Source organism: Pseudomonas sp. NPDC090201 (assembly GCF_044746825.1).
Taxonomy (GTDB): Bacteria; Pseudomonadota; Gammaproteobacteria; order Pseudomonadales; family Pseudomonadaceae; genus Aquipseudomonas; species Aquipseudomonas putida_AD.
Window position 1 is genome coordinate 139,559 of sequence record NZ_JBIVCX010000006.1, and the last position, 15,199, is coordinate 154,757.

The window sequence follows — 15,199 nt, forward strand, 5'->3', positions numbered from 1 at the left end:
GAAGTGAGCACCAGAGAATTGAGAGTGCACCCATGCGTGTCCTGATTATCGAAGACGAAGAGAAGACCGCCGACTACCTGCATCGCGGCCTCACCGAACAGGGTTACACCACCGACGTCGCGCGCGATGGCATCGAAGGCCTGCACATGGCGCTGGAAGGCGAGTACGGGGTGATCATCCTCGACGTCATGCTCCCGGGCCTGGACGGCTACGGCGTGCTGCGGGCCCTGCGCGCGCGCAAGCAGACGCCGGTGATCATGCTCACCGCCCGCGAAAACGTCGACGACCGTATTCGCGGCCTGCGCGAGGGCGCCGACGACTACCTTGGCAAGCCGTTTTCATTCCTGGAACTGGTGGCGCGCCTGCAGGCCCTGACCCGCCGCAGCGGCGGCCACGAGCCGGTGCAGATCAGCATCGCCGACCTGTGGATCGACCTGATCAGCCGCAAGGCCACCCGCGCGGGGGCTCGCCTGGACCTGACCGCCAAGGAGTTTTCGCTGCTCAGCGTGCTGGCGCGGCGACACGGGGAAATCCTCTCGAAAACCTCGATTGCCGAGATGGTCTGGGACATCAATTTCGACAGTGACGCCAACGTGGTCGAGGTGGCGATCAAGCGCCTGCGGGCCAAGCTCGACGGCCCGTTCGAGCAGAAACTGCTGCACACCATCCGCGGCATGGGGTATGTGCTGGAGAGCCGTCGTGTCTAGCAACTCCATCGCCCTGCGCCTGTCCGGCCTGTTCGCCATGGTGGCGCTGCTGGTGTTCCTGCTGATCGGCTGGGCGCTCTACCTGCAGGTGGGCAAGAACCTTGGGTTGCTGCCTCAGGCTGAAGTCGATGCCCGTTACAGCGTGCTGGAATCACAGGTGCAGCGTTTCGGTGATCTCGAGCATTGGGGCAAACTCAGCACCAAGCTCAAGCTGCTCAGCGAGGAAGACAAGCGGTTGCGATTCTGGGTGGTCAGCGACAATCCCTCTTACGAGTTCGGTAACCCCGGCCCTTCTATCCGCGAATTCGCCCGTGGGCCATTGGGCATGCGCGACCTTTCCCTGAGCGATCACGATTATCCGTTCAAGGTGCTGGTCAGTGAATTCCCGGCCAAGGATCAGCGTCCGCCCCTGCGATTCCTTACCGCCATTGACACCGAGACGTTCCGGCAAGCCCAGCACTCGCTGTTGATCGCGCTCATCAGCCTGGCGGCGATTGGCATTGCGCTGGCGTCGGCATTGGGTTACTGGGTGACGCGGATCGGTCTGAAGCCGCTGTACGCCCTGTCGCTGGAAGCGCGCAAACTGGCGCCTCCCCGGCTGTCCGGGCGTTTGCAGTTGTCTGCACTGCCGCCTGAGCTGGACCAGTTCGTCACCTCGTTCAACTCGACGCTGGAGCGGGTCGAGCAGGCTTACGCGCGACTGGAAGGCTTCAACGCCGACGTCGCTCATGAATTGCGCTCGCCGCTGACCAACCTGATCGGCCAGACCCAGGTGGCGCTGACGCGGGGACGTTCGGCGGAGCATTATTTCGAGGTGCTGCAATCGAACCTGGAAGAACTGGAACGGCTGCGCTCGATCATCAACGACATGCTGTTCCTGGCCAGCGCCGATCAGGGCAGCAAGGCCACGGAACTGACCCAGGCATCCCTGGCCGGGGAAGTGGCGAAAACCCTGGATTACCTGGATTTCATTCTGGAAGACGCACAGGTACAGGTCGAGGTCCGGGGCGACGCCTGTGCGCCCATCGAGAAAGCGCACTTGCGACGTGCGCTGATCAATCTGGTGCACAACGCCGTGCAGCACACTTCGCCTGGGCAGACCATTCACGTGGACATCAGCGACGAAGGTCATCATGTGAGCATCGGCGTTGCCAACCCCGGCACGCAGATTTCCGGCGAGCACCTGCCCAAGCTGTTCGAGCGCTTTTACCGGGTCGATGCCTCACGCACCAACAGCGGGGGGAATCACGGGCTGGGACTGGCGATCGTCAAGGCCATTGCGCTGATGCACGGCGGCACAGTCTTCGCCCGCAGCGAACAGGGCGTGAATACCTTCGGGATCAACCTGCCGATTTGAGGGGATACGGAATCCCGTTCGTGACGGTCAGCCCTTCTTCACGAACTCGGACTTGAGCTTCATCGCGCCAATCCCGTCGATCTTGCAATCGATGTCGTGGTCGCCATCGACCAGGCGGATGTTCTTGACCTTGGTGCCGACCTTGACCACCAGGGACGAGCCCTTGACCTTCAGGTCCTTGATGACGGTCACCGTGTCGCCGTCCTGCAGCGTGTTACCCACCGCATCTTTGATGATTTTCACGTCATCGTCTGCGTCAGCCGCGCCGTTGGCGGACCACTCATGGGCGCATTCCGGACAGACGAGCTGGGCGCCGTCTTCGTAGGTGTACTCGGAATTGCATTTGGGGCACGGCGGTAAGCTCACGATGGATCTCGCATCACAATGGAATAGGCGCGCGATTATAAGGGTTTTTCCATCCTGAGACGCAAACCCTGTAGGAGCGCGCTTGCCCGCGACGGCGGTATGTCTGTACCCGCAGTGTTGACTGACACACCACTGTCGCGGGCAAGCGCGCTCCTACAGGGTCGTGGATACTATGCGAGTGCAGTATCCATCACCATCATCAGGCAGAACCCCACCAGCAGCCCGAAGCTGGCGATCTTGTCGTGGCCGTTGCGGCGGGACTCGGGGATGATTTCGTGCACCACCACCAGCAACATCGCACCGGCCGCCAGCGCCAGACCCACCGGCAGCAACATCGCGGCGACTTCAACGAGCCAGGCGCAGAGCACGGCAAACACCGGCTCCACCAGCCCGGAAGCCGCCCCGATCAGAAAGGCGTTGAGCCGGGACATGCCCGCCGCCGCCAGCACCAGCGCAATCACCAGCCCTTCGGGCACGTCCTGCAAGGCGATACCCATCGCCAGGCTGTCGGCGTGGGCCAGGCCGCCGCCCGCCGACACGCCCACCGCCATGCCTTCCGGAATGTTGTGGGCAATGATGGCGATGACGAACAGCCAGATATTCGAGGGAATGGCCGGTTTTTCGGCCACGTCCGATAAGTGCGGCCCCTGGGAGACCAAAGTGTCGACGATGAACAGCCCCACGGCGCCAGCCAGAATGCCGGCACTGACCAAGGCACCGGCGCCCCATGGGGTCAAGCCCAGGCCTTGGGCAGCGCCCAGGCCCGGCACGATCAGGGAAAAGGCCGTGGCGGCGAGCATGATGCCCGCGCCGAACCCCAGCAATGCGTCGGACACCGCCACCGGCATCCCGCGTATCACCAGCACCGGCACCGCGCCCAGGGCCGTGCCCAAGGCGCACATCGCACCGCCTTCCAGCGCTCGAAGCATCCTGGGTTCCAGGCTCAACCAGGACAAACCCTGGGCAATCAGCAGCCCTGTGCCGGCCAACAGCAAAAATGAACCCAAGGCCAGACGCAACAGCCTGACGCTGCCGATAGTGAGGAATTCCGAGCGCATAGATCGCCTGCTTATTGTTGTGAATTCAAGAAATCGCAGCGCTGTAACGCTTGGCCACTTCGTCCCAGTTGACGACGTTGTAGAAGGCGGCGATGTATTCCGGGCGACGGTTCTGGTAGCGCAGGTAGTAGGCGTGCTCCCAGACGTCCAGGCCGAGGATCGGCGTGTTGCCGTTCATCAGCGGGCTGTCCTGGTTGCCGCTGCTTTCCACCACGAGTGTCTTCTGGGGGGTGACGCTCAGCCAGGCCCAGCCGCTGCCGAAACGGGTCAGCGCAGCCTTGGTGAAGGCGTCCTTGAACGCCTCGATGCCACCCAGTTGCTCGTCGATGGCCTTGGCCAGTGCAGCCGTTGGCAGACCGCCGCCTTTAGGGCTCATCACTTCCCAGAACAGCGAGTGGTTGGCGTGACCGCCGCCCTGGTTGATCACCGCAGGGCGCAGTTTTTCCGGAAGCTGGCCGACACTGGCGACCAGTTTCTCGATGGGCCATTCGGCGTACTCGGTGCCGTCAACGGCGGCATTGAGGTTGTTGATGTAGGTCTGGTGGTGCTTGGTGTAGTGGATTTCCATGGTCTGCGCATCGATGTGCGGCTCAAGGGCATCGTAGGCGTATGGCAAGGCAGGCAAGGTATACGGCATATCAATGGACTCCGAAGGACAAGGTGCCGGCGGCAGCGGCGTTGCGCTGGAGCGCCGAGCGTGAGTGTTCGCCGCTGCTGTTGAGCAGGCGATGGGTGCGTGGGTATTCACCGTGTTCGTTGATGAAGCCCAACAGTTCGCTATAGGTCTTGTTGCTGTGGCGAAACGCGGCCTGACGCAAGCCGGCGCTCAGGCGCTGGTTCTGGATCACCTGCAACAACCGCTGGTGCGCCGAGCACAGGTACTCGGCGCTCTCCTCCGGTTGATTGAGGCTCAGGTGCAGGTCCGCCAGGTTGTGGTGGGAAATCACGAACGCCGCCACCGCCTCGTCCGGGTCGCTCCAGCGCTCGAGCAGCACCTGGGCCAGCGCCAGCGCTTGCAGGTACAGCTCGCGCGCGTCGATCAGGTCGCCACGGTTGAAACAGCTATTGCCTTTGAGAATGGTGCTTTTCCAATGCTCCATGGCGCGTCTCCTGAGACGGGGCGTGGGTGGTGGCGACGGCGGGTCAGATCCCGCCGGCAGTGAGTTTTTCCGGGTTGAGCAGGTTTTCCAGCTGGACGCGATCAAGTTCGGTGTGCTCAAGGGCCACGTCGATGATCGGCCGACCTTCGCTGTAGGCGGTCTTGGCGATGTGCGCAGCCTTCTGGTAGCCGATGATCGGGTTCAGCGCGGTGACCAGAATCGGGTTGCGCGACAAGGCTTCCTTGAGCTTGGCTTCGTTGACCTTGAAGGTGGCGATGGCCTTGTCCGCCAGCAGGCGGCTGGAGTTGGCCAGCAGCTCGATGCTTTGCAGCAGGTTGTGGGCGATGATCGGCAGCATCACGTTCAGCTCGAAGTTGCCCGACTGCCCCGCGACGGTGATCGCCGCATCGTTGCCGATGACTTGCGCGGCAACCATGGCGGTGGCTTCCGGGATCACCGGGTTGACCTTGCCCGGCATGATCGATGAGCCCGGCTGCAAGGCTTCCAGTTCGATCTCGCCCAGGCCCGCCAAGGGGCCGGAGTTCATCCAGCGCAGGTCGTTGGCGATTTTCATCAGCGACACGGCGGTGGCCTTGAGCTGGCCGGATACCGCAACGGCGGTGTCTTGCGAGCCGATCAGCGCGAACAGGTCCTTGCCCGGCACGAAGCCGACTTCGCTCAGGCGGCTCAGATGGCCGGCAAAGCGCGAAGCGAATTCAGGGTGAGCATTGATCCCGGTGCCCACCGCCGTACCGCCCTGTGCCAGCGCCTGAAGGCTGGGCAGCAGGTTTTCGATGTGTTCGACGTTGGCCTTGAGCTGTTGCGCCCAGCCGTTGAGGACCTGGCTCATGCGCACCGGCATGGCGTCCATCAGGTGGGTGCGGCCGGTCTTGACGAACGGGTGTACCTGTTCGGCCTTGCGCTCGGTGACCTGGATCAGGTGCGCCAGCGCCGGCAGCAGTTGCTCATGGATCGCCAGCGCGGCGCTGACGTGGATGGTGGTCGGGATGATGTCGTTGCTGCTCTGGCCGCAATTGACGTGATCGTTGGCATTCACCGGCTCGCCCAGCACGCGGCTGGCGAGGGTCGCGATCACCTCGTTGGCGTTCATGTTGGTGCTGGTGCCGGAGCCGGTCTGGAACACGTCCACCGGAAAATGCGCCATGTAGTCGCCTGACAGCAGTTCCTTGCAGGCGGTGACGATGGCTTTGCTCTGGCCTTCGCTGATCTGCTTGAGTTCGAGGTTGGCCTGGGCGGCAGCGGACTTGGCCAGCAGCAACGCACGGACGAACTGGGCCGGCATGCGCAGCTGGCTGATCGGGAAGTTGTTCACCGCACGCTGGGTCTGCGCGCCGTACAGGGCCTCGGTCGGGACCTGCAACTCGCCCATGCTGTCGCGTTCAATACGGGTATTACTCATCAAGAGATCCTTGCATCAGTTCAGCGAGAGAAATCGAGGGCTGCAACACGCAGGTCGCCAGTTGATGGGCGAAGGCCTGCCAGCGTTGGCGTTGATGATTGCTGTGGGCGAGCACCTTGAGGTCGCGCAACGGGCGCCAGGCCTGATCCAGGCACAGGCAGCGCCAGTGCCAGGGCAGCGCAGTGTCACGGGCGGTGTCGAGCAGCAGGCGGAAGGTGCTTTCGGCGATGAGGGTCTGCGGGGTGGCCGTGAAGCGCGCCAGATACCGGCCTTCGGCCAGGTAATGCTCGATGCCCCGCGGCTCGTCCGGCGCCACGGCGCAGCGCACGCGCAAACTCAGCGCGCGCCAGTTTTCCAGGTAAGGCGATTCGTGGAGGACAGTGCTCATGACCCCGGGCTCATTTAGCGAATGATATTCATTATTAAATGAGTTTAAGAATCAAAACAACCCCGACATTGAATACCACCCTGTAGGAGCGCGCTTGCCCGCGACTGCGGTGTGTCAGTTACCCCATCAGGGACAGGCACACCGCGGTCGCGGGCAAGCGCGCTCCTACAGGGGCGGTGGTGGGGCAAAGAAAAAGGCCTGCACCGAATCCGGGGCAGGCCTTTGGGTACTGCGTTAACGGGGGAATTCAGCTTCCCGCCACCATCATCTTCTCGATCAGCACAGACCCCGTGCGAATGTTGCTGCGCATCTCCAGATCGCTGCCAACGGCGACGATCTGCTTGAACATGTCGCGCATGTTGCCGGCAATGGTCACTTCCTGGACCGCGAACTGGATTTCGCCGTTCTCGACCCAGTAACCCGCCGCGCCTCGCGAATAGTCACCGGTGACCATGTTCAGGCCGCTGCCCATCAGCTCGGTGACCAGCAGGCCACGGCCCATGCGCCGGATCAGCGCGGCCTGGTCTTCGGTGCCGTGGGACACGAACAGGTTGTGCACGCCGCCGGCGTTGGCGGTGCTTGGCAGACCCAGCTTGCGGCCCGAGTAAGTGCTGAGGATGTAGGACACCAGATCGCCGTTTTCGACGAACGGCTTGGCGTAGGTCGCCAGGCCGTCACCGTCGAACGCCGCGCTGCCCATGGCGCGCATCAGGTGTGGGCGCTCGTCGATGGTCATCCACTCCGGGAACAGCCGCTGGCCCATGGCGCCTTCGAGGAACGACGACTTGCGGTACAGGTTGCCGCCGGAAATCGCCCCCAGGAAACTGCCGAACAGCCCGCCCGCCAGTTCCGCCGAAAACAGCACCGGCACCTCGCAGGTCGGCACCGGGCGCGCGCCAAGGCGGCTGGCGGCACGCTCGGCGGCCTTCTTGCCGATCAGTCTGGCGTCCATCAGCAGCTCGCCCTGACGGTTCACGTCGTACCAGTAATCACGCTGCATCTGGCCGTCTTTTTCGGCGATCATCACGCAACTGAGGCTATGACGCGTGGATGCATAACCACCGATGAAGCCGTGGCTGTTGCCGTACACGCGGCAGCCCTGGTGCACGTTCAGGGTGGTGCCGTCGGCGTTCTTGATCCGGCTGTCGGCATCGAAAGCCGCGGCTTCGCAGATCAACGCCTTCTCGATGGCCTGCTCAGGGGTGATGTCCCAAGGGTGGAACAGGTCAAAATCCGGTTGTTCCCGGGCCATCAGCGCGGCATCGGCCAGGCCCGAGCTTTCGTCTTCGGAGGTGTGTTTGGCGATGGCCAGTGCCGCCGCGACGGTTTCGCGAATGGCATCCGGGCCGCTGGCCGAGGTGCTGGCCGAGCCTTTGCGGTGGCCCACATACAAGGTGATGCCAAAACCCTGGTCACGGTTGAACTCGACGGTTTCGACTTCGCGCTGGCGAACCGACGTCGACAGCCCCTGCTCCAGCGACACAGCGACTTCACAGGCACTCGCGCCCTGGCGTTTGGCTTCGGCGACGATCTGCTCGACCTGCTGCTGCAGGGCTGGCAAAGCCTGTGGGCCGACGCTTTCTGATGCACTCATGACTTACTCCATCAAATTCCGATTTCGGCAGCCGGGCCGGACAATTGGTCCCTGACTGGTTATCATGGCGGCGTTTATTTGCGGACGGCCCCCATGGTTGATTCTTACGACGACTCCTTCGACGGAGAGAAAAGCAAATCCCAGGTCAAACGAGAGCTCGCCGCTCTGGTGGATCTGGGTGAACGCTTGACGACATTCAAACCCGATGTGCTGGCCAAGCTGCCTCTGACCGACGAATTGCGTCGCGCACTGGCCGATGCTCCCAAGCACACCGCGCATATCGCGCGCAAACGCCACATTTCCTTCATTGGCCGGCTGATGCGCGACCAGAACCTGGATGAAATCCTGGTCCTGCTCGATCAGCTCGATGCCTCCACGCGTCAATACAACGAGCGTTTCCACAACCTGGAACGCTGGCGTGATCGCCTGACCGGCGGCACCGACGAGACGCTTGAACAGTTCGTGGTCGAATACCCCGATGCCGACCGCCAGCAACTGCGTTCGCTGATCCGTCAGGCCCAGCACGAAGCCAAGCAGAACAAGGCCCCTACCGCGTCCCGTAAAATCTTCAAATACATCCGCGACCTGGACGAAACCAAGCGCGGGTTGCGTTAAACCCGCTTCGCAGGTCTCGTCCCCTGTGGGAGCGGGCTAGCCCGCGAATGCGGCGTGTCAGACACCAAGTCTCAAAATGACACACCGCCTTCGCGAGCAAGCTCGCTCCCACAGGTACCTGATGCAACCCCTTACCCGCCCGTACCACCCACTGTGATCGCATCGATCTTCAGCGTTGGCTGACCCACACCTACCGGCACTGACTGCCCGTCCTTGCCGCACGTCCCCACGCCGCTGTCCAGCGACAGGTCGTTGCCGACCATCGACACCCGGCTCATGCACTCCGGACCGTTGCCGATCAGCGTCGCGCCCTTGACCGGCGCAGTGATCTTGCCGTCTTCGATCAGGTAGGCTTCGCTGGTGGAGAACACGAATTTGCCGCTGGTGATATCGACCTGGCCACCGCCGAGGTTGGCGCAGTAGATGCCCTTCTTCACCGACGCGATGATTTCCGCCGGATCGCTCTGGCCGCCCAGCATGTAGGTGTTGGTCATGCGCGGCATCGGCAGATGCGCGTAGGACTCGCGACGACCGTTACCGGTGCGCGCCACGCCCATCAGGCGGGCGTTGAGCTTGTCCTGCATGTAGCCCTTGAGCACGCCGTTCTCGATCAGGGTGGTGCATTCGGTCGGCGTGCCTTCGTCGTCCACGCTCAGCGAGCCGCGACGCCCGGCCAGGGTGCCGTCATCGACGATGGTGCAGAGCTTGGAAGCAACCATTTCGCCCATGCGCCCGCTGTAGGCCGAGCTGCCCTTGCGGTTGAAGTCGCCTTCCAGGCCGTGGCCTACCGCTTCGTGCAGCAGCACACCGGACCAGCCGGAACCCAGCACCACTGGCAGCGTGCCAGCCGGGGCCGGAATCGCTTCCAGATTGACCAGCGCCTGACGCAGTGCTTCGCGGGCATAGCCCATGGCGCGGTCTTCCTGCAGGAAATAACGGTAATCGGTACGCCCGCCGCCGCCATGGCCGCCGCGCTCGCGACGGCCGTTCTGCTCGACGATCACGCTGACGTTGAAGCGCACCAGCGGGCGCACATCAGCGGCCAGGCCGCCATCGGTGGAGGCCACCAGAATGCGTTCCCAGACACCGGCCATGCTCACCGAAACCTGCTGGATGCGCGGGTCCAGGGCGCGAGTGGCGGCATCGACGCGCTTGAGCAGATCGACCTTTTCGGCGCGGGTCAGGACTTCCAGCGGGTTGTCCGGCGCGTAGAGCTGGGCCACGTCTTGAGTGGTGAAGGCCTGCACGCGGCCATTCTGCCCGGCGCGGGAGATCGAGCGGGCCGCACGGGCGGCCTGGCTCAGGGCCTCAGGGGTGATCGCGTTGCTGTAGGCAAAACCGGTTTTCTCACCCGATTGCGCGCGCACGCCGACGCCCTGATCAAGATTGAAACTGCCTTCCTTGACGATGCCGTCTTCCAGCGCCCAGGACTCGGAAATCTGGCCCTGGAAATACAGGTCGGCAGCGTCGATCCCGGGACCGGCAAGCTCCCCCAGCACCGATTGCAGGCTGTCGATGCTCAGGCCGCCTGGCGCCAGAAGGTGTTCGCTGACAGAGGACAAGTCGCTCATATTCACTCCGGGGTATTGGCAGGCCGCAAGGCGTCCTGCGAAAAAAATCGCCGGTGGTTGGTAACCGGCATCCGCGCCCGTATGGACGCTTGCTCTTCACTGTCTCGTTGGCCAAGCAGCACGGCTTCACCCTGTGCCTGCTCGGCCAGCACGCGGCCCCATGGATCTATGATCGCTGCGTGCCCAAATGTTTCCCTCGGCCCCGGATGAACCCCGCCCTGCGCGGCCGCCAGCACATAGCACTGGGTTTCGATGGCACGCGCGCGCAGCAGGATTTCCCAGTGCGCCGCGCCGGTCACGGCGGTAAAGGCCGACGGCGCGGTAATCAATTCGGCCCCGGCTTCTCGCAGGGCTGTGTACAACTCGGGAAAGCGCAGGTCGTAACACACGGTCAGACCCAGCTTGCCCACGGGTGTATCGGCCACCACCACGTGGTTGCCGTGGGCGTAGTCGTCGGATTCGCGATAGCGGCCACGGGCGTCGGCCACGTCCACATCGAACAGATGCAGCTTGTCGTAGCGCGCCACCTGCTGGCCCTGATCGTCGATCAGCAACGAGCACGCCGTGACCTTGCCGTCTGGCTGGCCCTGGGGCGGCAGCGGCAATGTCCCGGCGACTATCCATAACTTGAGGTCACGGGCGGCGAGTTTCAACCATGGCAGGATAGGTCCTTCGCCCAGGGCTTCTGCGCGACCGATGGCAGCGACGTCGCGCCGACCCATGGCCGTGAAGTTCTCGGGGAGCACGGCAAGCCTGGCACCCGATGCGGCAGCCTGTTCCAGCAGCGCCCGGGCGCGGGCCAGATTGGCCTGGACATCGCTCTGGCTGACCATCTGAATCACAGCGAAGGACATTGAACGCTCCTTGATCGATAGAACTGCACTGTACTCCAAGACAGCCCCAAGAGCGCGCACCGGGAACCGGGGATGCCGGAGGAATCCGGTGTCGCCTCGGTCCCGTAGGAGCGCGCTTGCCCGCGATGGCGTCGTTTCAGCCAACACATGTGTAGCTGACCCACCGTAATCGCGGGCAAGCGCGCTCCTACAGGCGCCTGGCCTGGTCTGGCCTTACTGTGGTTTCTCGAACGGTTTGTCGAAGGTGATTTTAGGCTCTTTCCACGGGCCTTCGACCTTGTATTGCACGCTGGCGAAGCGCGCGACGCGATCACCCAGCAGCTTGTCGACCAGAAACAGTGCCCCGCCAATGGCTGGCGCGCCGACGATCAGCGCGGCAATCGGCAGGTTGTTGGTCACCGGCAACGTCACCAGCAGCTTCGCATCGACCCGGTCGCGGACCATGTCCAGCGTGCCGTTGAGCTCCAGATTGCTCGACGGCCCGATCATGGTGATCGGGTCGCGGGTCACGTAGACGCCATCGCTGGCCACCAGCAGCCCCTTGACCCGGTCATAGCTCAAACCCTTGCTCAGCAGGTCCGAGAAGTCCAGGCGCAGGCGCCGCCCGATGGAGTTGAAGTTGAGCAGGCCAAACACCCGCAACGCCTGGGCGCCGCCCTCGACTTCCACGAACTGACCGTTCTTCAAGGTCGCATCCAGACTGCCGGAATAGCGCTTCAAGCCCACCCAGGCAGGCGAACCGGGCCAGCGGCCATCGGCGTTCATCTCGAACGACTGGCTGGTGACGGTCGGTGCAAAGCCCCAGGCTTTCAGCACGTCGGCCAGGTTCTTGCCCGCCACCTGGCCCTTGAACCAGCTGCTGGTCGAGCCCGGCGTGCCTTCCCAGCCGCCATTGCCGACCAGGGAGATGCCCTTGAGGCCCAGGTCCATGTCCGACAACTGGATGCCATTGGCCGTCGGACGCGCCTTGAGCGACCAGGCGCCCATCAGTTGATCGCCCTGGAACAGCTGGGTGATCTTGATGTTCATCGCCGGAATGTTGTGCGGATCGACGTCTGCCAGCGGATCCGGGGCGTTCTCCACCACGGCGGCGTTCGGGTCCGGCGCTGGCAGGCGCACGTAAAGCAGATTGATATCGACCGGCGTGGCCTTGCTGTCCGGCAAGGTCGCCGAGCCCTTGATTTTGGCGCTGTCCAGGGCCAGGCTCCAACTGGCTTCGTTGCGCTTGAGCTGAACGCCAGCCTGATCCAGGGTCGTGCCCATGGCGGTCAGCTTGCCGATCTGCAGATCGACGCTGCTGAGCAACTGCTTGGCGCTGCCGCCTGGGTCATTGCCGGCGTAGCGTTGCGCCATCGCCTGCCAGGGCGCGATATCGAGCTCGGACAGCGAACCGCGCACACGCAGGCCCTTGGCATCCGGCACTACCGCCCCGCCTTCACCCAGAAACAACTCGCCACGCCCGTCGGCGAACTTGCCGGCGGGTGCCGCGAAGGCAAAATTCGCCAGATTGCCGTAGCCAACGCCGATACGCCGCTCGGCGCCTTGCAGGTTCATGCGGAAGTCGGTGTCGAGGGTGTCGTCGGCCGCCTTGCCAAACGGCGCAGGCAGATCGACCGTCACGCCCTTGAGGCTGGAGTTGATCTGCAACTGGCTGTCGGCGCCGTTGAGCGTCAACTGCAACTGATACGGCAAGTCACCGGACACCGGCAATGGCTGGGTGACGCCCAGCCAGTCGGTCAGGCGCTTGGTAGCGATCTGGCTGCTGGCAGCGATCCGGGTAACCAGCGCACCGGGTTTGCCTTCGGCGAAAATTTCCGCGTTCAGCGGCTTGTCGAAGGCCATGGCCTTGATGTTCTTGCCGCTCAGGCCCTTGTTGTAGTCGAAGCGGAAGTTGCCTTTGAGCTGGGTCAGGTCCAGCTCCGGGTCAGGCAACTTGAGGTGCGCGCTGTCGGTGTTGAAGTCCACCGCAACCTTGGGCTCCTGGCCCTTGACCAGCGGCACGTCCAGATTGATGTGGCCTTGCAGCGGCCCTTCGGCCTGCCAGCCGGCAAAGGTCTGGCCGGTGCCGATGGGCGCTTCCTGGAGGATCTTCATGCCGTCCTGCAGGCTGCCGTTGAAATCGCCGTCCACCAAGAGGTGGCTGGGTTGGCCGGACGGCACATGGGGCACGTCCACGGCCACGTTGCGCACCTGGGTGTCGAGCAACTGGCCCTTGTTGGCGCGGATCCGCACGCCGCTGTTCTCGACGAACACGTTGCCGTCCACGCCAGTCAGTTGTGGCCAGCCAGGCTGGAAGTCCAGGGTGGCGTTATGCACCTTGAAGAACAGGCTGATGACCCGCGCCACATCCGGCGCATCGTGGTTGATCGAGCCCTGGTACTGGAAAAAGCTCTGCTCGACGTCGCCCTTCACAATGGCCGTGCGCAACCAGTGATCCAGCGCCGGGCTCAGCACGGCGGGCAGGTATTTGCCGGTGTAGCGACCGTCGGCATCCACCAGCCCGACGCGCAGGTCCATGTAGTCTTCCTGATCGTGGTCGAAATGCAGGCGAATCAGGAAATCGGCGGCGATCTTGCCCTCATCCCCCAGCACCTTGATGTACGGCGCAATCAGCGTGAAACCCTGATCGTCCAGCGCCCAGGTCAGGCGTGCATCGGCGTGGCGGTAATTCCAGGCGTTCTTGAAGATCGGGTCCAGGTGCAGCATGAAATCGTCGGTGTTCAGGCGCAGCTCGCCGCCGCCCAGGTCACCGCTGATGGCGCCGCTGACGTTTCCTGCCGCGGGCGCGCCGTGGTAGGCGTCGAAGCCGACCTTGTCCAGATTCGCCGCAAAGCCCAGGCGCCTGGCACCTTCGGCCTTGGGACGGTAGTCGAGCAGCACGTTGCGCAGGCCGCCGGTGACGTTCAGGTGATCGAGCACCACCATGAGCTTGTCCGGCAGAGGGGCCAGGGAATCGAGCAGCGGCGTGACCGGTGTCAGATCCAGCCGGTCGGCCTGTACGTGCCACAGCTCTTCGCTGTCAGACGTTGCCGCAGTCTGTGTCAGTTGCACCCGGCTTTCCCAGCGCTTGCTGGCGATGTCCATTGCCAGCGAATCCAGGGCCACGCTGAAACCCGTGTCGCTGCGCTGGAACCAGGCATTGAGCGCCAGGTTGTCCAGCTTCGACGACTTGCGATCCGCGTAAGCTCCCTTGAACTGCGGGGCGTTGATCCGGGCGACAGCGGTTTGCAGGTTGCCCTTGCCCCAGGTCAGCCAGAATTCGCCACCGGCCTTGAGGGTCTTGATGTGCAAGTCGCCGACCAGGCTCTTGGGCAGCCATTTGGACCAGTCGCTCTGGGGCACGCTCAGGTACGCCTCGGCCTCGGCGTCACGCCAGGCGCTGGCGCGGATCTTCGAGCGCACGTTGAGCGACAGCGGCTGGCCATCCGGCAGCGTCACCCGGGCGTCAAGGCGCTGGTGATAGCTGCCGGTGCGCAGGGTCATGCTGACGTAGGTCAGGGTCAGCGGGGATTGCTCGTAGGGTTGCAGGGTGATCTGGCTGTCGAACAACGACAGCTGCGACACCATGCGCATCTGGGTCAGGGCCTGCTCGGGGTCGAACGGCTTGTCGTCCTGCACGGGCAGCCCTTGCAGTGCCCAGTGGCCGTCCTTGTCCTCCTTGAGCGACAACTGCAGGCCGTCCACTTCCAGGCGGGCGAGGCGCACCTGACGCGCCTTGAGGCTGGCCCACAGGTCCGGCACTGCCCGAACCTGATCCAGGCGCACGGTGCCGGCGCCCTGCCCGACCATCACGTCGCGCGCCACGAATACAGGGGCAAAGCCGCTCCAGCTGCCTTCCAGGCGCCCGATATTGACCGGCATGCCCACGGCGGCCTGCGCCTTGACTTCGACGTCGGCGCGGTACTCGGCCACCATCGGCACCAGCTCCCGGCCCACACTGACGTACAGCGCGACCAGCACCACGAACAGCGCGCACAGGCTTAGGCCCCAACGGGTCAGGGCCGCGAAGAATCGCGTCATACGCTCCATGCCACCGGGCCTCCGTGCACAGAGACTGCAAATGGCATCCGGCTCACTGGTGCGGTTGCGGGTATGTCCGGGTTTTGCTCATTTGTCACGCAGCAATCTCTGTGGAGGGCATCCATGCCTGCGGCCCCTGAGGGCTCGGT

Annotated in this window: 13 protein-coding genes; 3 read left to right on the forward strand and 10 right to left on the reverse strand. The window is 63.7% G+C overall.

What is annotated here, in order from left to right; genetic code table 11:
* Positions 1 to 32 precede the first annotated feature (32 nt).
* Complete coding sequence (locus ACIPOO_RS18330) at positions 33 to 707, forward strand: heavy metal response regulator transcription factor (RefSeq protein ID WP_274134005.1); 675 nt, start codon at positions 33 to 35, stop codon at positions 705 to 707.
* Positions 700 to 2,064, forward strand: coding sequence for a heavy metal sensor histidine kinase (locus ACIPOO_RS18335; RefSeq protein ID WP_400608805.1), 1,365 nt, complete (start codon positions 700 to 702; stop codon positions 2,062 to 2,064). Before ACIPOO_RS18330 ends, ACIPOO_RS18335 begins: the two co-directional genes overlap by 8 nt.
* Positions 2,065 to 2,091: 27 nt before the next feature.
* On the opposite strand, the gene ACIPOO_RS18340 is transcribed toward ACIPOO_RS18335, so the two are convergent.
* The 7 genes from ACIPOO_RS18340 to pmbA form a co-directional block, all read right to left on the reverse strand.
* Positions 2,092 to 2,433 (reverse strand): zinc ribbon domain-containing protein YjdM, encoded by a 342-nt coding sequence (locus ACIPOO_RS18340; protein ID WP_274134066.1) that lies wholly within the window; start codon positions 2,431 to 2,433, stop codon positions 2,092 to 2,094.
* A gap of 167 nt (positions 2,434 to 2,600) precedes the next feature.
* Positions 2,601 to 3,488 carry a ZIP family metal transporter gene (locus tag ACIPOO_RS18345; protein ID WP_400608806.1) on the reverse strand — a complete coding sequence of 296 codons (888 nt, stop codon included), beginning with the start codon at positions 3,486 to 3,488 and terminating at the stop codon, positions 2,601 to 2,603.
* A gap of 25 nt (positions 3,489 to 3,513) precedes the next feature.
* Positions 3,514 to 4,125: a superoxide dismutase gene (locus tag ACIPOO_RS18350; protein WP_400608807.1), complete on the reverse strand. Its 612-nt coding sequence runs from the start codon at positions 4,123 to 4,125 to the stop codon at positions 3,514 to 3,516.
* A gap of 1 nt (position 4,126) precedes the next feature.
* Entirely contained in the window at positions 4,127 to 4,588 is a 462-nt protein-coding gene (locus ACIPOO_RS18355) for a hypothetical protein (RefSeq protein WP_274134001.1), read from the reverse strand.
* Positions 4,589 to 4,631: 43 nt separating this feature from the next.
* Positions 4,632 to 6,008 carry a class II fumarate hydratase gene (locus ACIPOO_RS18360; protein ID WP_400608808.1) on the reverse strand — a complete coding sequence of 459 codons (1,377 nt, stop codon included), beginning with the start codon at positions 6,006 to 6,008 and terminating at the stop codon, positions 4,632 to 4,634.
* Positions 6,001 to 6,396: a FagA protein gene (locus ACIPOO_RS18365; RefSeq protein WP_400608810.1), complete on the reverse strand. Its 396-nt coding sequence runs from the start codon at positions 6,394 to 6,396 to the stop codon at positions 6,001 to 6,003. Before ACIPOO_RS18365 ends, ACIPOO_RS18360 begins: the two co-directional genes overlap by 8 nt.
* Positions 6,397 to 6,643: 247 nt before the next feature.
* Positions 6,644 to 7,990 carry a metalloprotease PmbA gene (gene pmbA, locus ACIPOO_RS18370; RefSeq protein WP_274133998.1) on the reverse strand — a complete coding sequence of 449 codons (1,347 nt, stop codon included), beginning with the start codon at positions 7,988 to 7,990 and terminating at the stop codon, positions 6,644 to 6,646.
* Between the two features lie 93 nt (positions 7,991 to 8,083).
* On the opposite strand from pmbA, the gene yjgA reads away from it, so the two are divergent.
* Positions 8,084 to 8,605, forward strand: coding sequence for a ribosome biogenesis factor YjgA (yjgA, locus tag ACIPOO_RS18375; RefSeq protein ID WP_274133997.1), 522 nt, complete (start codon positions 8,084 to 8,086; stop codon positions 8,603 to 8,605).
* 131 nt (positions 8,606 to 8,736) lie between these two features.
* Here the strand turns inward: yjgA and tldD are convergent, their stop codons facing one another.
* From tldD to ACIPOO_RS18390, 3 genes are all read right to left on the reverse strand, one after another.
* On the reverse strand, positions 8,737 to 10,176 hold the full coding sequence (tldD, locus tag ACIPOO_RS18380) for a metalloprotease TldD (protein ID WP_400608813.1): 1,440 nt from the start codon (positions 10,174 to 10,176) through the stop codon (positions 8,737 to 8,739).
* Positions 10,177 to 10,178: 2 nt separating this feature from the next.
* Positions 10,179 to 11,030: a carbon-nitrogen hydrolase family protein gene (locus ACIPOO_RS18385; protein WP_400608815.1), complete on the reverse strand. Its 852-nt coding sequence runs from the start codon at positions 11,028 to 11,030 to the stop codon at positions 10,179 to 10,181.
* A gap of 213 nt (positions 11,031 to 11,243) precedes the next feature.
* Positions 11,244 to 15,059, reverse strand: coding sequence for a YhdP family protein (locus ACIPOO_RS18390; RefSeq protein WP_400608817.1), 3,816 nt, complete (start codon positions 15,057 to 15,059; stop codon positions 11,244 to 11,246).
* Positions 15,060 to 15,199: the final 140 nt, after the last annotated feature.